Consider the following 19,212-nt stretch of genomic DNA (forward strand, 5'->3'; position numbering starts at 1 on the left):
GTCGACATCTTAATGTTCCCCTAAGCCTTTCTTACCGAAGAATAAAAATTGAACCAAGGTACACGTTGCGATGAGTGCAAACAGAAGCCATGAAATCGCTGATGCTGTACCCATTTCTAGCCATTCCCAACCCACTTTGTAGAGGTACATCGAGATAGTTAAACCAGATTGGCCTGTACCACCTGTGCCACGCGTTAGAACGAACGGTTCTTCAAACATTTGCAGGTTACCAATGATGGTCATGGTGATAGCAAAGAAGATGAATGGACGAATCATTGGTAGTGATATATTCCAGAAGCGGCGGAAGGCATTGGCACCGTCCATACGAGCAGCTTCTAAAATGTCTTTAGGAATCGTCATTAAACCTGTGGTGTAAAGGACGATGTTAAAACCGGTATATTTCCAGAAAACCATGATCGCGATAGACGGCTTCACCATAGTGGCATCGTCTAACCAGCGGATTGGTTGAAAATCGTTAACCCAAGCAAATGCCCAACCAAACAGCGTGCTATCAGCCAGAGCCATCAGCGTTTGGTTAATAATTCCTGAGTTAGGAGAATACATATTGAAGAAAATTAGTGACGCTGCGACCGTTGATGTAATGAACGGTAGAAAGTACGCCGATGTTAGCCAGTGACGCATACGGTCACCCATTGAAACCAACATGTAAGCCACTGGAATAGCGACTAAGTGCTGAGCCACACCTGACGTGATTGCTAGCCATAGCGTGTTCTTTAATGAACGCCATAACCATGGGTCAGTTAAAGCGATGTGATAGTTCTCAAAACCCACAAACTCCATCGCATCCATGCCCCTCACAGGGTTCCATTCATGAAACGAAAGATAAACAGAGAACAACAGCGGGAAGATCCCAAATACAGAAAAAATGATCAGAAACGGCAGAAGAAATCCATACGGTGTAAGCGCTTTCAAATTTAGACGAGAAAAAAAGCTTTGCTCAGAAGGTTCTATCGTTGTGCTCGCTGTATGATTCATAGTACGACCTCTTAAAAAAGGAAGCGCGCTATCCGCGCCTCCTCACTTACTCAAAGTAATAACAAATTAAAGATTACGCGTGCGACGTTTGATTAGACGCTCTGCCTCTTTAAGCGCTGTCTCGATGTCCTTACCTTCATCAAGTACTTCCATCAATGCGTTCTCTAAGATGATAGAACGTGCAACGTGGTCGCCTTGCGCTGGAGATACTGGCTTAATGTTTTGCGCTACTTCAGCAAAGATAAGACGAGCTTTTTGTCCACCTAGGAATTCCATCTCTTCTTGGAAAAGCTCATCATCATAAGTAGTTACGTTAGAAGGGAAGGCAGCGATAGTCTCAAAGGCACCTAACTGAACATCACGATCAGTCGTCATGTATTCAATAAGAGCCCAAGCTTCATCTGGGTTCTCTGATTGGGTTGGAATCGAAAGGAATGAACCACCCCAACTTCCGTAGATACCATCAGGAAGGTTAGAGACTGCCCATTTACCCGAAGTATCTGGAGCCATCCAGTTTTGAAGGTGACCCAGCAGCCATGCGCCAGACAGTTGAGTAGCTAACGTACCGTTGCGGAAGCCTTCGTACCATTCGTTAGACCAAGCTAGGATGCGGCCGTCTAAGCCTTTGTCGCGAATCTCTTTTGCTACTTCAAAAGCGTGAACAAAACGCTCTGATGTCACAACAGGGTTACCATCTTTATCAAAGTACAGGCCTTCACCTTCAGGAACGGTCGTAAAGATAATCGCTTGTGCTACATCTGATGCTGAAGCGATAAGTTGTACGTTTTGTTCTTTCAGTTTTTCACCAGCAGCAATGTATGAATCCCAATCTTTGATGGCTTCTTTTACATCAATACCCGCTTTTTCGAATACGTCGGTACGGTAATACATAACACCTGGACCAAGATCGACAGGGATGCCGTACATGTCGCCGTCAGCGCCTTTACCTTGCGCCCATGCGTAAGGTGCGAATCGTTCTTCGTATTTATCTGCACCGTAGTTTTCAGACAGGTTAACTAGACCACCAGAGCCAACGAATGGACCAATTTTCTCAACGTCGACAACAATCACATCACCTGCACCAGAACCCGTTGCAAGGTTCGTTGTCAGTTTCGTGTGGTGGTCACCATGGTTGTTCATAAGGTAATCAACTTTAATCCCTGTCTTCTTTTCGAAATCAGGCAGTAACACCTTCAAGCTGCTATCGAAATCAGGGAAGCCGTCGAAACGAATCTCTTTGTCAGCCGCATTCACAGCTGTTGTACCTAATCCTAAAGCAACCGCGCATGAAAGCGCCAAGGTCTTAAATTTCATGTTCTATCCTTAATATTTTTATAGGGTAACTGGTAAATCCGATACCGAGTTTCTAGTGACCAACGTCGGCAGCAATTTAAAGTTCACGTCATGTTTGATTTTTTTTAGCTTCTGTAGAGTGAGCTGTACTGCTTCAACGCTCATCTCTTCAATAGGGAAATTAATGGTGGTCAAACTAGGGGTCAGATAACGCGCGAAGATGGTGTTATCGAAGCCCACCAGTGATACATCTTTCGGAACTGACAGTCCCTCTTGATGCAACACCTCAAAGGCGCCGAATGCCATGTGATCATTCGAAGCAAATACTGCTGTGAAATGACACTTACGATTCATCAGCTTTTTCATAGCGCTGATGCCCGTCTCTTCAGTAAAGCCCGCTTCCGAGACTAATGCTTCATCGTATGGCACACCCGCTTCTTCCAAGGCCTTTCGATACCCCTGCAAACGCCCCCTAGCATCTGCTTTATCTAAAGGCCCGGTAATACACGCGATATCTGTATGTCCCTTTTGCAAAAGATACTGAGTAGCGAGTAGCCCCCCGACTTCGTTATCAATATCAATGCAACTCATCGCCATTTCTGGGATGAAGCGGTTAATTAAAACCACAGGGGTCCCCTGTTCTTCCAATTCAATTAAATAATCATCACTGAGCAGTTGAGTATGAAGAATCAAAGCATCAACACGACGCCCCAACAGAAACTCCACAGACTCTCGCTGCCCTTGTTCGGTGTTCGAACCCGCTGTAACAACAGCGTGGTAACCAAAGCGGCGTAGGTTTTCTTCTATGCAGTGCAAGATGCCTGAATAGAAAGAACCGCCCAGTTCTGGAACAACTACACCAACACTTCCAGTACGACTTGAAGCCAAAGCTTGAGCGATAGAGTTAGGGCGATAACCCAATTCTTTGATCGCTTTTTCAACCTTTAACTTCTTGTCATGACTCACTCGGCTAGTGCCATTAATAACCCTAGACACTGTCGCCTGAGACACACCTGCATGTTCTGATACGTGTTTAATTGTCGCCACTCGAACCTCGATACTTCATTAGCTTGTAACCGCTTACAAAACGATTATTAAGAAATTACGTTTTAGTTGAAGTGAGTGTCATCACACTAAAGTTGGAGGTAAAAAGGCCAGTTGTGGAAATCATGAAAGCGCTTACAGATTCGCTTCATGCTATGAAACTGTTTCATGAGATTATTGTTTATATTATCAAGATGACGTTCGATTACTTGCTCGTCAGATCAAACAAGTACGCCAAAATTCATTTTTTGAAAGCGTCATTTGATGATGAATCCGCAGCTGACGGTAATATACACGGGGAAAGTGACCTTGTTATTTCAATGGCCTTTCGAAATTGTATGAGAACATTTCCTCTCATGGGCACTCACATTAATGCTCCGTTGACCCGACACAAAAATGCCCAGCAAAAGCTGGGCATGGAAGGGGGTAGAGTCTCCTCTAAACCGTATTTTCTGATTGCTCGGCGAGCTTAAACTCTTGAGTTAGTGAGAATTGCTGCTGCGACATGGTTTCAAGCTGTTGACCATGAGAAAACAAAACCTGAGATCGTTGAGAGTTGTCCTCTGCCAAGGTGTGTATCTGACTGATGTTTTTTGTGACTTGAGAAGCAACCACTTGGTGTTCCGTGGTTGCAGTCGCGATTTGATGACTCCTTTGCTCAACCTCATTAAGCAGATCAGACACCGTTAAAATTGAATGATTCACTTCGCCCGTTTGCTCAACACATTGAACCATACCCACCACACATTGATTGATTTGTTCCACCGCCAATTTAGAACTGGTTTGCAGCTGTTCAATCTTATTGTGTATCTCTTGCGTTGACGCATTGGTTTTGGCCGCTAACACGCGAACTTCATCAGCCACCACAGAGAAACCGCGCCCTTGTTCTCCCGCTCGAGCGGCTTCAATGGCGGCATTCAATGCCAACAAATTGGTTTGTTCGGAGATCCCAGATATCACATCCAAAATGGAGCCAATGCTGGCACTTTCGCTTTCGAGCTGGCCAATGGTCGCTGTTGATTCTGCCAACTTACGTTCTAAACTGCCCATCAACTCGACGCTTTTATCCATCGTCTTCTGGCCATCACTGGAACTCGACACCGCTTCGGTCACTAGGATTAAAGTTTGATTGGCCGCTTGGGTTATTTCCGTTACAGAACACTCAATTTGCTCCATCGCAGTTGCCACCATCACCGTTTGATTGGTCTGGTCTTGCATCGCTTCACGCAGTGAACGACTAGTGCTTTGGTTCTCTAAAGACGCCTCTTTTAAGCGTGTAGACGATTGACGCATGTTCTCAATCATTCGAGTCAGGTGGCTGATCACTAAGTTGACCTTAGTGCTAACTGAACCGAACTCATTATTGGCTTGATATTGCACCATCGTGCTCAAGTCTTTATTGGCAACTTGGTCGAGTGCACTTTGCAGCAGCTTGCTTGGTTTACGGATCCCTTTGGCAATATTTAACCCAATCAACAGAGCAATAAGTACGGAAGTAAGTGCAATAACGCCCTGCATCACAAGGGCTTGCTGTGAAGAGTCCATCGACTCGTGATACAGGCGTGTCGCAGTATCTTCAGCGTACATTGAAAGCTCATCAAAGTGACTTAACTGCTGATCGATTAGCTGTTCAATTTCCTGCTTTTGGAGGGAGATAGACTCATCGAGCTTGACGGTTTCTTTATGGGTAGCTACTGAACCATTGGCTGAAAACGCATGTGAAACGAGCAGTGATAAAGACTGCTTACTGCGGCGCAGCAAAGACGAATCTAGGTTATCTAAATCTACTACCGCTTGTTCGAATCGCTCTTTGCGACTTTGCAGGCGGCGCTCAACACCGCGTACTTCCGATGACGTTTGCAGTGAAAACGCTTCGTTAGCTTCCGATGCGATCAAACTCAATTGCACCAACAGAGCTTCGACTGCCTTTTGTGTCTGCTCCGAATCTGCACTCGCGAGTTGATTCACCAAGGTATTATTAAGCTGTCCCACCACAGATTGAAATTGCGCCTGCTCCATCGAACCGAGATCTTTGCTATCCAAATACTCAACGTAAAGCTCCAATGCCCGCTCTATCTTATCGATCGTCGACACGCCAGTTTGAGTGATGTTGTTGAGCATGGCTTCCATTTGTGAACCAGACTCACCCTTGCCTTCGAACCAGCTCAATTGCTGCTGATATTGCTTGATGTTGTTTAAGAAGGTTTGCTTCAGTGGCTCCAGTTCATCAACATAATTAGCGGACAAGTAGGGTGTGGTGCTGCGATTAATGTCCAAGAATCGAATCGTCAGCGTAGATGATTGAAGCATTAGTGGAGTGGCTTGATGTGTGATGTTTTCGATTCGAGTCGTTATGTCTTTATTGCTATTGATACTTAACCATGCAGAGCCCAGCATGATCACAATGAGTACAAAGAAACCTAAATATACTCGAAACACGATGGAAGAAAGTCTCATGGTGAATCCTTGATCTAGTGGCGAAAAAAAGGGCACAAAGAATGTGCCCAAGAATGGAGTTAATTGAAACGTGCCCTAATTAATCTGCCTTTAGGGCTAAAATGGACAGTCTTTACTACTTTCAAACACAGGCTCTTTGAAAATATGCCGAATTCAAAGAGCTGCTGTTGCTAGCTTGTGATTACCACCAAGCTTCAAACATTGCACCGAATGCAAGTGTATCTGCAGTAACCGTTTTAGTTGTGCCTTTAGTCTCCACATCACCCACTGTTGTGTAGAAACGTAGCATTGGACGACTCCAAGGTAGACCACCAAGTGATACGTTTTGAGATAACGTTACTTTCCAACCGTTTTTCTCAGAACCATCATCACGATCTTCCATCGCGTAGCCCGCTTCTAACCATGTAGAATGCGTGTCATCCCATTGGTACTGTGGGCGAACGATACCAGCATATTCGCTCTGCTCTGTTGCATCGTCACCAGAGATGTCTTTGTACGATATAAGGTAATCAATAATGAATTGATCGCTCGTTGCGTAGTTACCTTCTAAACTTACATAGATAACTTGCTTATCGCCCGCTAAGTCAAATACTGAGTTGTCAGCACCGTCAGCGTATTTAGCAACTAACTTGTTGGAATCACCTAAGCCAAGAGTTGCACCGATTTGCCATGCATTTTCATCGCTTACTTTATTCCCGATAGTATCGGCTTCTTCAGACGCGAAACCATAGTTAGCATACAAATCTAGGTTACCAATACCAGCATTGATGCCGTGAAGTTTCGACGTAATACCATAACGGCCTGAATCATTACCTAGAGCACCGTCTTCGCTATCAACCGCACCAACAAAACCCATATTTAGCTTAATGCCACCAAGGTTTAAGTTGTTAAAGCCCGCACCTTGACCATCATGTGTCATCCAGAAGTAATCGTTCAAACCTTGTTGTGGACGTTGATGGAAATCACGACCAGCCCATGCGTATAGTTCAGGTTGGCTCTCAACGAAATTAGTGACACCAGCATACATTTTCTTCAAGTTTACGCCGCCAGAAGAACCCCACTGATCGTTGTTCCAATCATCAAGCATGAGCACTAAATCCCACTTCGCACCGCTATCTGCTTGGAAAATTTTTCCTAATTGAAACTCACCGCCGTTTGCTTCGTTACCCAAACGACCGAGAGAGCGACCTGAGCTACCAACTTCAACATAGCGGTTGTCTCCATCCGAGTAATGTGCACCGTAACGAGCGTAACCAGAGAATACAATCCCTTCTGGCACTTTCGTGTCTGGAGTCAAGACAGCTGGCTGTTGATCGTTGACATAATCAATATCCACAACCCTAGATTCTAACTCTTGAATTCGTTTTTCTAATGCTTCGATATCAGTATCAGCAGCAAAAGAAGAGATTGAAGCAAGCGACGCCGCCACTGCGACTGTTATTGGCAAAAGCTTAAATTTTTGCATTATATTTCCCTATTATTTTTTTGAGTTTTCATCGAACAGGGAAATTTTAAGCAATGAAAGCGTTGAAAAGTTGGTCGCTGTTCACACTGATAAATCAGCCTAAAAGCCATGAAACTTTTAGAATATCCATGACGAAAACTACAGGTTTAAGATCAACAGGTTAGAATTGATATTGCGTAAAATATCAGCTTGAAATCGCTTTCATTTCATCAGTAATGGTGGCAGCTATCACGGAAAACAGTGTGTAAAAGTTAAGGAGATACGACCCCGTTTTGATTGGTTTTCACATATATGAAAAGCCTCGAGATCTAAGGCAGATTTTGAGGCTTTTTGGTCAGACTAAAATACCCTGTTATCTAAAATCAAGCATTCGCTAAAGTGAATCTAGAGACGCAATCCCCATATTGAACAGAGTAAATGCGTAGATATCGGCGGTTAAATCGATCGCTTTGCTGAGTGGCATTCCGGCGCCATGGCCCGCATTAACATCAATACGAATCATCACTGGCGCGCCACCTTCATGCTTATCTTGCAGCTCTGCAATGAACTTATAAGAGTGAGCAGGCACCACGCGGTCATCGTGATCAGCGGTCGTAACAAGAGTCGCCGGATAATCAACGCCACGCACCACATTGTGAACGGGAGAATAGCCAAGTAAGTATTCAAACATCTCTTTGTTTTGTGCTGATGTGCCGTAGTCGTACGCCCAGCCTTCACCAGACGTGAATGTGTGGTAACGCAACATGTCCAATACCCCAACCGCAGGCAGAGCCACTTGGAACAGCTCAGGCCTTTGTGTCATGCAAGCGCCCACTAGCAAACCACCATTAGACCCACCGCGGATCGCTAACGTATCGCTACTGGTGTAGTTTTCTTCGATTAAGAACTCGGCAGCAGCAATGAAGTCGTCAAAGACATTCTGCTTTTTCTGCTGAGTTCCGGCTTTGTGCCACGCCGTACCATACTCACCACCGCCACGCAGGTTTGGCACCGCATATACACCACCCAGTTCTAGCCAACTGCCGACCGTACCTGAGAAAGAAGGCGTTAGGCTAACGTTAAAGCCGCCATACGCGTACAAAATGGTTGGGTTACTACCGCCTAGTTTTAATCCTTTCTTATAAGAGATAAGCATCGGAACCTGTGTACCATCTTTTGAGGTATAGAAGACCTGTTTAGACTCGAACTTGTCAGATTCAAACGGTGACTCAGATCGCTGATAGATTTCTGAACCACCAGTTTCGACATCGAATAAGAAAATCGTTGGCGGCGTGACATAGTTGGTAAAGGTGTAATAAAGCTGGGTTTGCTCTTTTTTACCACCTAAGCCACTGGCCGTTCCCATCCCTGGCATGTGAAGTTCTCGAACTAAGTTACCTTGGTAATCAAGCTGATCGATTTTAGACACCACATCCACCATGTAGTGCGCAAACAAGTAACCACCACCAGTGCTGATGTCCAGTGGCTGTGGCTTCTCAGGGATGATATCAAGCCACTTTCCATCGCGAGTATCAAAGCTCACCACCTTGCCATTGGGTGCTTCTAAGTTGGTGTATAAGATGAAGACTTGGTCTTGGTTATCGATGAGGTAAGTGTCGCTATCAACATGGTCAATCAGCGTGTTCAACGATTGCGCCTCTGAATCTAAATCGATATAGAACAGTCTGTTACCTGATGTCGATTCTTTCCCAAGAATAATTAGGTAACGATCGTCTTCCGTGGTGTAGCCCGACACATAACGGTGTTGTTCAGCGTTGCTCTCACCAAAGATTACCTTGTCACTAGCTTGCTCTGTACCCAACTCATGGAAGTACAGCTTGTGTTGCTCAGTACGAGCAGAGAGTTCACTGCCGTCTGGCTTGTCATAGCTAGAGTAATAAAAGCCGCGATTACCCAACCAAGAAATACCAGTAAATTTGGCGTCAGTGATTTCGGCTTCAAGCTGCTGTTTAGTCTCGGTATCAATAACGAAGATCTTGCGCCAGTCGCTACCACCTTCAGAAATGCTGTACGCCACTAAGCTGTAGTCTTTAGAAAACGACACCGAGCCTAGAGATGTGGTGCCGTCTTCCGAGAAGGTATTCGGGTCTAAGAAGGCTTCAACCTGCTGCCCCTCTTTCTGACGATAGAGAATACTGTGATTCTGCAGGCCATCGTTCTTATAGAAATAGGTGTAATCACCTCGCACAAACGGCTGCGAGCTCTTTTTGTAGTCTTGCGCTTTCGCCAATCGCTCTCGCAGTTCAGCGCGATACGGAATTTAAGCAAGGTAATCAAACGTGACCTCATTTTGACTCGCTACCCACTGCGCGGTCTCGTCACTTCTATCATCTTCTAACCAACGATACGGGTCTTCGATTATCTGGCCAAAATAGTCATCGCTGACGCTCTGTTTGTTGGTGACTGGATACTCTTTTAGATAGCTCATCGTGATCCTTATTAAAAATAATGTGAAATCGTCAGGTAACGGGTTCTGATGTGTTCAATCAATAACTTAATCTTGTTCGGTGGCTGGCGCGTAAAGGGGTACACCGCATAAATACCCAGCTTTTTACCGACTAAATCAGGGAAGATGTCCACCAGCTGGCCGTTGCGAATATCGTGATACACCAGACAACGTGGCACGTACGCCACACCATGGCCGCCCAACGCAGCTTTACGAAGTGCCGTGGCGTTATCGGTAGAAAATGAACCTGAGACACGCACTATGTATTTGTCGTTGTCAGTACATCCGTCTTTACTATGCAGGAACTGCCATTCACTGGCACCCGTTGTTTGATACGCGTATTGCAGACAGTTATGTTGCACTAAGTCTTTAGGTAGCATCGGCTTACCGTTCTTAGCGATATAAGACGGCGAAGCGCACACCACCCATTGTGAATCCAATATATGACGAGCAATGAGGCTTGAATCTTCCAAGTAGCCGGTTCGAATCACCAAGTCGAGACCATCCTCAACCAAGTCGACAAAGCGATTGTTCAGAGACATATCGACCGTTAAACCTGGGTGCATATTACAAAACTCAGCCACCGCGTCTGCGAGAATCAAATCTCCGGAGATAGTAGGCACTGACATTTTGATATGACCACTGACATTTTCACCAAAGCCTGAAACTGCATCCATAGCCTCTTGAGCTGCCTGCTTCACATTTTTGGCCCCGTGTAACATTGCCTTACCCGCCTCAGTCAGGGTCAATTTACGCGTGGTTCGATATAATAATTGCACGCCGATCTCTTCCTCTAAACGCGCAATTCTTTTACTAACTACCGAATTTGTAAGGTTATTTTGCTCTGCCACTTTACTGAAACTGCCCAGTTCTACCACCTGTGAAAACAGGATCAAATCGTCTGCTCGCATCTGATTATGCCAATTTTGGAATTAATTATTTTCATTATTTCCCTATATCAATAAAAAACAAAGGGGTAAATTCACGCCAAATTAACAAAACAATTACAAAAACAGTCATTCCAATTACAAGAGTCGCCCAAAGAAGGTTCCCATTTAGAGGCCAAAGCGATTCAAATAATGACAAACCATAACGTGATCTTTACTTCAAACATGAACGTTTGAAAACAGTACGAGGAAGTACCCATGAGTGAAACTCTACTAGCCCTATTGGCATTTTCACCAATAGTTGTTGCAGCGATTCTGCTGGTTGGCCTTAACTGGCCTGCAAAAAAAGCGATGCCCGTGGCATTTGCCTTAACGGTTGCTATCGCCCTACTCGCTTGGGATATGTCTAGCACTCGCGTGCTGGCCTCTGTATTCCAAGGCTTCGGCATTACCGTGTCGGTTCTCTGGATTGTGTTCGGCGCCATCTTCTTATTAAACACTTTGAAACACACCGGAGCCATCACCACTATCCGCAATGGATTTACTGACATTTCAGCAGACCGTCGTGTACAAGCGATCATCATTGCTTGGTGTTTTGGTTCATTCATTGAAGGTGCGTCTGGCTTCGGCACACCCGCTGCAATCGCCGCTCCATTATTAGTTGCAATTGGCTTCCCAGCGTTAGCTGCGGTACTGATGGGCATGATGATTCAATCTACGCCGGTATCGTTCGGCGCGGTGGGTACTCCAATTATCGTTGGTGTGAACAAAGGTTTGGATACGCACAACATCGGTGAAAGCCTGATTGCTCATGGCTCAACATGGGATGCTTACCTACAACAAATCACGTCAAGCGTTGCGCTGATTCACGCTTCTGTTGGTGTAATGATGCCTGTATTGATGGCGATGATGCTGACTCGCTTCTTCGGTAAGAACAAAAGCTGGACTGAAGGTTTAGATATTCTGCCGTTCGCACTTTTCGCAGGTGCTGCTTTCACTATTCCTTACGCACTAACAGGTGTTTTCCTAGGCGCTGAATTCCCATCACTGATTGGTGGTTTGGTTGGCCTAGCAATTGTGGTTACTGCAGCAAAACGTGGCTTCCTCGTACCAAAATCAAAATGGGATTTTGAAAGCGAAGACAAGTGGCCAGCAGAATGGCTAGGTTCTCTGAAAATCGACCTTGATGACAACAATCAAAACCATAAGAAAATGAGCATGGCGATGGCATGGGCACCTTACGTGCTGCTTGCTGTCACTCTAGTTGTTAGCCGTGTAAGCCCTGAGTTCAAAGGCCTGCTTAAGAGCGTGAGCCTTTCGTTCAGCAACATCCTAGGCGAGACAGGCGTAAGCACAGCGATTCAACCTCTATATCTACCGGGCGGCATCTTAGTCTTCGTCGCGCTGGTTGCGGTTCTAATGCAATCTCGCAGCGCAGCTCCACTGGCTAAAGCCTTTGGTGAATCAAGTAAAACACTGATTGGCGCAGGCTTTGTGTTGGTGTTCACCATCCCGATGGTACGTATCTTCATTAACTCTGGTGTGAACGGCGCTGATTTGGCAAGTATGCCGGTAACGACTGCGAACTTTGCAGCTGACCTAGTTGGCGGCGCATTCCCAGCACTGAGTGCAACGGTTGGCGCGTTAGGTGCCTTCATTGCAGGTTCGAACACAGTTTCAAACATGATGTTCAGCCAATTCCAGTTTGAAGTGGCACAAACTCTGACTATCTCTAGTGCGGTGGTTGTCGCTCTGCAAGCGGTTGGTGCAGCAGCAGGTAACATGATTGCGATTCACAACGTAGTAGCGGCATCGGCAACGGTAGGTTTACTAGGACGTGAAGGTGCAACGCTACGTAAGACAATCATCCCAACGTTCTACTACTTGGTGATGACAGGGATCATCGGCCTAGTGGTTATCTACGGCTTCAAAATGACAGACGCACTTATGTAAACCATAAGTCGTAACAAAAGCACTTGGCGTTAATACTCAATTCCCCGACTGCAACACCGTCTAATAAGACAGTTGATGAGTTTTGGAATGGATACTGAAACACATCAACACTCTCGGGTATTAACGCCATTTTATCGTTTACAGCTTCAAAGATTAAGCAAGATCGAACACTTACTTTCAAGAATTAAAGCAGCCCAAACCAAGCTCTCATAGAAGGGCAACATCCCAAGAATTTAGGACTGAAATTATGATCATATCCGCATCGACTGATTACCGCGCCGCAGCAAAATCGAAATTGCCACCGTTTCTTTTCCACTACATTGACGGCGGTTCTTACGGAGAACATACCCTACGCCGCAACACGGCCGATCTGGCAGAGATCGCGCTCAAGCAGCGTGTACTTAATGACATGTCGGACCTAAATTTGGAAACCGAGTTGTTTGGCGAAAAACTCGCAATGCCAATCGCGCTGGCTCCGGTTGGTTTAACGGGTATGTACGCACGACGTGGTGAAGTACAAGCAGCAAAGGCCGCCGACAACAAAGGCATCCCTTTTACCATGTCGACTGTATCGGTATGCCCGATTGAAGAAGTCGCACCTAAGATTGAACGCCCAATGTGGTTTCAACTTTACGTATTAAAAGATCGCGGCTTCATGAAGAACGTTCTTGAGCGCGCCAAAGCAGCTGGCGTCACAACGCTGGTCTTCACCGTGGATATGCCAGTACCCGGCGCTCGCTACCGTGACATGCACTCAGGAATGAGTGGCCCGAATGCAGCAATGCGTCGTGTATTCCAATCGATGCGTCATCCTAGCTGGGCCGTTGATGTTGGTTTACTCGGCAAGCCTCACGATCTTGGCAACATCTCTACTTACCGCGGTTCTCCAACCAAACTGGAAGACTACATCGGTTGGTTGGGTGATAACTTCGACCCATCAATTTCATGGAAAGACCTAGAGTGGATCCGTGACTTCTGGAATGGCCCAATGGTCATCAAAGGCATTCTTGATGAAGAAGATGCAAAAGACGCCGTGAGATTTGGTGCAGACGGTATCGTAGTTTCAAACCACGGCGGTCGTCAGCTTGATGGCGTTCTATCAAGTGCTAAAGCACTGCCTGCAATTGCAGACGCAGTAAAAGGCGACACTAAGATTCTGGTCGACTCTGGCATTCGTACTGGCTTAGATGTGGTTCGTATGATGGCGATGGGCGCAGACTGCACCTTGCTTGGTCGCTCTTTCGTCTACGCGTTAGCAGCGCAAGGACAAGCAGGCGTTGAGAACCTACTCGACCTGTATGACAAAGAGATGCGCGTTGCGATGACTCTAACTGGCGCTAAGACAATCAAAGACTTAACTCGTGAATCTCTGGTAGGACTAGATTAATCGGCCACGACTCAGGCTCAGATTCGGACTAATGCTTTGGTCTACTTAGACTGAAGTTCAATCGGTGTCACAGCAATTCCACTGCCGTTGTGACACCGTTTAAGCACTGGAAAATAAAATAAAAACAAATCAGTGCCAAATAAGAAGCACAAGGAAGCAAAGATGGAGACAACCACATCCCATGAGCGAGTAATAGACGCACAAGCTTATCAGCAGCTTGAAGCGATACTGGCTCAAAAAATAGAAACACAACGCATTGTCACTCAAGAGGCAAAGCGATTGGCTTACGGCACCGATGCGAGTTTCTATCGCTTGGTGCCGAAAATGGTTCTAAGGCTCAAGAACTTAGACGAAGTCATATTCACCATTCAAAGTTGTCGCGAACTCGGTATTCATTTTACCTTTCGCGCCGCGGGCACCAGCCTGTCAGGGCAAGCGGTTTCAGACTCGGTACTCATCACACTGACCGACGACTGGCGCGGCCACGAAATCGTCGACAACGGCAATCAGATCATCCTTCAACCGGGTGTGATTGGTGCAGATGCCAACAAATACCTTGCCCCTTTCCAACGTAAAATCGGCCCAGATCCAGCCTCTATCAATACCTGTAAAATCGGTGGTATTGCAGCGAACAACGCCAGTGGCATGTGTTGTGGTACTGCGCAAAACTCGTACCGCACCGTTGAGAGCATGAAAATCGTATTGAGTGATGGCTCCCTGCTTGATACAGCTGATAACGCAAGTGTTGAGGCATTCAAGCAATCACACAAAGAACTGTTTGAAGGCATTGTTGAATTACATCAACAGACAGCGTCAAACCAAGAACTTGCAGACAGAATCCGCCACAAATACCGCCTCAAAAACACTACGGGCTACGCTCTGAATGCATTGGTCGATTACCACGACCCAATCGAAATCATTAAACACCTGATGATCGGTTCAGAGGGCACGCTAGGCTTCATCGCCGAAATCACCTACAACACGGTTATCGAACACCCGAACAAAGCTTCTGCACTGCTTGTGTTTGCCGACATCGAGCAAGCCAGTAAAGCCGTGACTACGCTATCAAAAACGCCAGTTGCTGCGGTTGAATTGATGGACGGCAGAGCGCTGCGTTCAGTGGCTGATAAGCCAGGTATGCCTGCATTCATGCCGAACTTGGATTTAGAAGCCGCAGCGATTTTGGTTGAATCACACGCCAGCTCCCAGCAGGACTTAGATTTACAATGTAAATCAATTTTGGACGCATTGACTGAGTACACGATTGTTGAATCGGTGCCTTTCACTTCCGATCCAAAGACAGTCGCGACTCTTTGGGGCATCCGAAAAGGCATGTTCCCTGCGGTTGGAGCCGTTCGTGAAGTTGGCACAACCGTTATCATCGAAGACGTTGCTTTCCCTGTTGAAAACCTCGCTAACGGCATTCGAGAGCTGCAAGAGCTGTTCGACAAATACGACTACAGCGAAGCGATCATTTTCGGTCACGCACTCGAAGGCAACCTGCACTTTGTGTTTACCCAAGGCTTCGATAGCCAAGAAGAGATCGACCGTTACGGCGGTTTCATGGATGACGTAGCCGAGCTCGTCGCCGTGAAATATCAAGGCTCTTTGAAAGCGGAACACGGCACGGGCCGAAACATGGCACCTTATGTGGAATTGGAATGGGGCAAAGATGGCTATGCCTTGATGCAACAGATCAAAGCGCTGTTTGACCCAGAAAGGCTGCTTAACCCCGGCGTTATCATCAACGACAATCCAAATTCCCACATCACAGACTTAAAGCCAATGCCTGCTGCCGACGACCTTGTCGACCGCTGTATTGAGTGTGGATTCTGTGAGCCAGTCTGCCCGTCTCGCACACTGACCTTATCACCACGCCAACGCATCGTGTTGTACCGAGAACTGCAACGCCGCCGAGAAGCAGGTGAAGAGATAGAAGCAAGCGAGCTAGAGAAGACATTTGAATACCAAGGCATTGATACCTGCGCTGCAACAGGTCTGTGTGCCGAGCGTTGCCCAGTGGGTATCAATACTGGCGATTTAGTGAAGAAACTTCGTATCGCCAAGTATGAAAAGTTCACGCCAATTGCTAAGTGGACAGCGGATCACTTCTCGACCACCACCAAGCTAACCAAGGCTGGTCTCAAAACCAATCAAGTGGCGAATAAGGTTCTAGGCGCAAATACAGTTGGTAAGCTCACCAATGGCTTACGCTCAATAACCAAAGGCGCGACACCGGTTTGGATGCCAGAGATGCCGCAATCCAATAGTCACTCGCTTGCCTCATCACCAGTGACGGCAGAATCTTCAAGCAATCATAAGAAGGTGGTTTACCTCCCTTCCTGTGCGAGTCGCACCATGGGACAACAGAGTGATGCGGGCGACCAACGCCCCCTAACTGAAGTGACCATGTCTTTACTTAATAAAGCCGGATTTGAGGTAATTCTTCCGAAGAAGCTAGACGACCAATGTTGTGGTATGCCTTACGACAGCAAAGGGATGACCGATTTAGCCCAATCTAAAGCGCAACAGCTCGAAGAAGTGTTGTGGCAAGCGAGCTGTCAGGGTGAATACCCAGTCTTAATGGATACCAGCCCATGTGCTAAACGCAGTATTGAACAGTTCACCAAACCGTTAGAGGTATTAGAGCCGACAGGATTTGTGAATCAATACCTGCTTGAGCACCTGACACTTGAGCCGCTGCAAGAAACCGTGATGCTGCATGTGACTTGTAGCTCTCGTCGAATGGGTTTAGAAGGCGCGATGTTGAGCCTTGCTAAAGCCTGTACCGAAGAAGTCATCGTTCCTGAACATATTCAATGCTGTGGTTGGGCGGGTGATAAAGGTTTTACCACGCCAGAGCTGAATGAAGCTGCAGTACACCCACTCAAGGAGCAAGTGCCGAGCAACTGTACTCGTGGATTCAGTAACAGTCGAACCTGTGAGATCGGTTTGTCACATCACAGTGGCATTCCGTATCAGTCAATCTTGTACTTGGTGGACGAAGTCGCGCAATAGCATCGTTCATAGCGCAAAGGTATTAACTTAAACCTAAAACGAAAAATGGCAGCCCAATCAGGCTGCCATTTCTTTATTCGATTTAAAACGCATTACCGAGCTAGATATTGCTGAGCTAACGGTTACTGAGCAAAACGCATCAACTCTTCTGGTGAGTAGTGTTCTGCTTCTGCGCCTTTGGCGATTAAGTCGATCACTTGGAATTCGCTCATGTCACAAAACTCTTTAGTTAAATAATCACGAAACGCTTTCTCATTCGGCCATTTACCTCGCACGATATAGCCCTCTTCTTTGTCAAAGTCTTCCGTTTCAAAAAAGGAAAAGTCGGTCATACCAATATTGTGGCAATACAAAACGAGATACATGTTGAATCCTTAACGCTGAACATTTAACTAAGCTAAAAACCGATCGACAACCGATCCGAAAGCCAATTCAAAAAAACAGGCTCAAGGTTACAATATAAAAAGCAAATCGAACACTCAGTCGAATAGCACATAGAAAACTTAAGCAGCCTGCACTTTTTCGTTAATCATCAAACATCATATTAATTGCAGCACCTAACAGGATCAGACCAACAATTGGGCCCATGACTGCTAATGGCGCGCGTTCAATGTAGGGCAAGTTTTCTGCAATCATCAAACCCCATTCCGGTGCAGGAGGCTTAGCTCCCAAGCCGATGAAGCTAAGCGAGGTCAGGCTCAATGTGATTACTGGCAGCCTCAACATCGCGTGCCTTAGCAAAGGTGGCAATACATAAGGAAGCAAGTAGAAACGGAAGATTCGAAGCTTGCTAGTTCCCCACAATGGCGCGAGGTGCGTATATGGTTGAGCCTTGGCTTCTACGATTAAACTTGAGCAGTGGGCGGCTAACGGCGCCCACGACACCAATACAATCGCGATTAATGCGCTGTTCGGATTCATGCCCGTTAAGCCCGCAACCAACAGACCTGCAATGATGTAAGGAATGCCCTTAGTGATCTCGATAAGGCCTTGGCTAAAGCGGGTATTGAAGCCCATGACGATGCCCGTCACCAAGCTCAAAAACGTTGCCAAGATACCCGCTTGGAAGGTCGAGACCATACCCGAGCCGATTCTCGCCAGTAAGTCTCGGCCAATGCCATCCGCACCCAAAGGCGCTTGCCAACTAGGTGATGCCAAACGTGCGAATTGGCTAGTGTATGGGTCTCGGAATGCAGCCCATACAACGATAGCAATTAGGAAAGAGAAGATCGCAAAAGCAGTGACACGCTTAGCTCGGTTCTGGGTAAAACGAAACGAAGAGTGGCTACTGATGAGCTTGCCGCTTTTCAGGCTGTGACCAAGAATCAATTGCTGAACAAACAAACTCATGCTGCTCACGGCAATTGAAAATAGCAGCAACACCAATAAGCCGCCTTGCAGCGTTGGTAAGTCTTGCGCCTTGGCTGCACCAAGAATCATGCGCCCGATACCAGGGATCGAAAAGATAAGCTCAACCGCGACTGCGCCACCAGTTAAGCCAATCACGATCATCGCGATTTGCGGGATCAGACTGCTCAACGCTCTTTTTAGCGCAAAGCGAATAATTTGATTGGAGTGAACGTTGGCACTGAGCCAAGTGATCACCCAAGGTTCGTTAAGAACGCGTTGTAAACTGTCTCTGAGTAGGCGACTAAACAAGCCACTTGCAGGCAGTGCGAGCGCTAAACTCGGTAGCCAGATATCTTGCCAGCCTTGCCAACCATACGGTGGTAGCCAACCTAACCAGATTGAGAATACCAGTATTAATACCGAGGCGACCACATACTCTGGCAACGATATTAATACGGTGCTTAAACTGCTGTAACTCTGCCCCAGTTTGCCCTTCTTCCAACTGCGTAAGGTAGCAAGTAAGCCTGCACCGCACAGTACGAAAGTCATCACCAATGCGCTAGACATCAAAAACAGAGATGTCGACGCTGTTTTTTGAATGCCTAATGCTACCGAGGAACCATCAATCCATGATTCACCTAGATCACCTGAAAAAGCACTTCCTACCCAGTCGATCAGGCGCTCAATGGCTGAACGGTCAAGCTGAAGATCAGCACGTACCGCCGCTAAAGCTTCAGGCGTAAGCAGGTGTTGTTGCCCCGCCCTAGCCCGCAGAATAGATTGGCTTGGGTCGATGCCTGCAATGTCAGGCATCAAACCAACAAGAATCACCACCACAATCAGTGAGGCGATTCTTGATAGCCAAGGCGTCAAGATAAATAGAGTTCGACGCAGAGTCTCAGCAGATAACATTTAT

11 protein-coding genes and 1 pseudogene are annotated in these 19,212 nt (G+C 46.6%); 3 read left to right on the forward strand and 9 right to left on the reverse strand.

Annotated elements, in window-relative coordinates; genetic code table 11:
* Positions 1 to 9 precede the first annotated feature (9 nt).
* From OCV19_RS21725 to OCV19_RS21755, 7 genes and pseudogenes are all read right to left on the reverse strand, one after another.
* Positions 10 to 996, reverse strand: a complete 987-nt coding sequence (locus OCV19_RS21725; protein ID WP_050647510.1) for a carbohydrate ABC transporter permease — start codon at positions 994 to 996, stop codon at positions 10 to 12.
* Between the two features lie 66 nt (positions 997 to 1,062).
* Complete coding sequence (locus OCV19_RS21730; protein ID WP_065676317.1) at positions 1,063 to 2,310, reverse strand: ABC transporter substrate-binding protein; 1,248 nt, start codon at positions 2,308 to 2,310, stop codon at positions 1,063 to 1,065.
* Positions 2,311 to 2,328: 18 nt separating this feature from the next.
* The gene (locus OCV19_RS21735; protein ID WP_017097774.1) at positions 2,329 to 3,336 is read right to left on the reverse strand and encodes a LacI family DNA-binding transcriptional regulator; all 1,008 of its coding nucleotides are present in this window, start codon (positions 3,334 to 3,336) and stop codon (positions 2,329 to 2,331) included.
* Positions 3,337 to 3,771: 435 nt separating this feature from the next.
* Positions 3,772 to 5,790, reverse strand: a complete 2,019-nt coding sequence (locus OCV19_RS21740) for a methyl-accepting chemotaxis protein (protein WP_065676319.1) — start codon at positions 5,788 to 5,790, stop codon at positions 3,772 to 3,774.
* A gap of 181 nt (positions 5,791 to 5,971) precedes the next feature.
* On the reverse strand, positions 5,972 to 7,255 hold the full coding sequence (locus OCV19_RS21745) for a carbohydrate porin (RefSeq protein WP_065676320.1): 1,284 nt from the start codon (positions 7,253 to 7,255) through the stop codon (positions 5,972 to 5,974).
* A 373-nt stretch (positions 7,256 to 7,628) separates the two neighbouring features.
* Positions 7,629 to 9,683, reverse strand: a pseudogene (locus tag OCV19_RS21750) (prolyl oligopeptidase family serine peptidase).
* 11 nt (positions 9,684 to 9,694) lie between these two features.
* Entirely contained in the window at positions 9,695 to 10,612 is a 918-nt protein-coding gene (locus tag OCV19_RS21755; protein WP_048611944.1) for a LysR family transcriptional regulator, read from the reverse strand.
* 234 nt (positions 10,613 to 10,846) lie between these two features.
* Here OCV19_RS21755 and OCV19_RS21760 point away from each other — a divergent pair, with 234 nt between their 5' ends.
* From OCV19_RS21760 to OCV19_RS21770, 3 genes are all read left to right on the forward strand, one after another.
* The gene (locus OCV19_RS21760) at positions 10,847 to 12,541 is read left to right on the forward strand and encodes an L-lactate permease (RefSeq protein ID WP_065676321.1); all 1,695 of its coding nucleotides are present in this window, start codon (positions 10,847 to 10,849) and stop codon (positions 12,539 to 12,541) included.
* Positions 12,542 to 12,788: 247 nt separating this feature from the next.
* The gene (lldD, locus tag OCV19_RS21765) at positions 12,789 to 13,928 is read left to right on the forward strand and encodes an FMN-dependent L-lactate dehydrogenase LldD (RefSeq protein WP_050643634.1); all 1,140 of its coding nucleotides are present in this window, start codon (positions 12,789 to 12,791) and stop codon (positions 13,926 to 13,928) included.
* 162 nt (positions 13,929 to 14,090) lie between these two features.
* Positions 14,091 to 16,946 carry an FAD-binding and (Fe-S)-binding domain-containing protein gene (locus tag OCV19_RS21770; RefSeq protein ID WP_065676322.1) on the forward strand — a complete coding sequence of 952 codons (2,856 nt, stop codon included), beginning with the start codon at positions 14,091 to 14,093 and terminating at the stop codon, positions 16,944 to 16,946.
* A 122-nt stretch (positions 16,947 to 17,068) separates the two neighbouring features.
* Here OCV19_RS21770 and OCV19_RS21775 read toward each other — a convergent pair whose 3' ends face one another.
* Both OCV19_RS21775 and OCV19_RS21780 read right to left on the reverse strand, forming a co-directional pair.
* On the reverse strand, positions 17,069 to 17,311 hold the full coding sequence (locus tag OCV19_RS21775; protein WP_065676323.1) for a hypothetical protein: 243 nt from the start codon (positions 17,309 to 17,311) through the stop codon (positions 17,069 to 17,071).
* 160 nt (positions 17,312 to 17,471) lie between these two features.
* Positions 17,472 to 19,208, reverse strand: coding sequence for an ABC transporter permease subunit (locus tag OCV19_RS21780; RefSeq protein WP_065676324.1), 1,737 nt, complete (start codon positions 19,206 to 19,208; stop codon positions 17,472 to 17,474).
* Positions 19,209 to 19,212: the final 4 nt, after the last annotated feature.

It is taken from the genome of Vibrio celticus, from assembly GCF_024347335.1.
GTDB lineage: Bacteria > Pseudomonadota > Gammaproteobacteria > Enterobacterales > Vibrionaceae > Vibrio > Vibrio celticus.

Bases quoted from the DNA above. Each gene is read 5' to 3' on its own strand.
- lldD (WP_050643634.1), top strand. From the start codon at position 12,789: ATGATCATATCCGCATCGACTGATTACCGCGCCGCAGCAAAATCGAAA.
- OCV19_RS21760 (WP_065676321.1), top strand. From the start codon at position 10,847: ATGAGTGAAACTCTACTAGCCCTATTGGCATTTTCACCAATAGTTGTT.
- OCV19_RS21740 (WP_065676319.1), bottom strand. From the start codon at position 5,790: ATGAGACTTTCTTCCATCGTGTTTCGAGTATATTTAGGTTTCTTTGTA.
- OCV19_RS21725 (WP_050647510.1), bottom strand. From the start codon at position 996: ATGAATCATACAGCGAGCACAACGATAGAACCTTCTGAGCAAAGCTTT.
- OCV19_RS21780 (WP_065676324.1), bottom strand. From the start codon at position 19,208: ATGTTATCTGCTGAGACTCTGCGTCGAACTCTATTTATCTTGACGCCT.
- OCV19_RS21755 (WP_048611944.1), bottom strand. From the start codon at position 10,612: ATGCGAGCAGACGATTTGATCCTGTTTTCACAGGTGGTAGAACTGGGC.
- OCV19_RS21775 (WP_065676323.1), bottom strand. From the start codon at position 17,311: ATGTATCTCGTTTTGTATTGCCACAATATTGGTATGACCGACTTTTCC.
- OCV19_RS21770 (WP_065676322.1), top strand. From the start codon at position 14,091: ATGGAGACAACCACATCCCATGAGCGAGTAATAGACGCACAAGCTTAT.
- OCV19_RS21730 (WP_065676317.1), bottom strand. From the start codon at position 2,310: ATGAAATTTAAGACCTTGGCGCTTTCATGCGCGGTTGCTTTAGGATTA.
- OCV19_RS21745 (WP_065676320.1), bottom strand. From the start codon at position 7,255: ATGCAAAAATTTAAGCTTTTGCCAATAACAGTCGCAGTGGCGGCGTCG.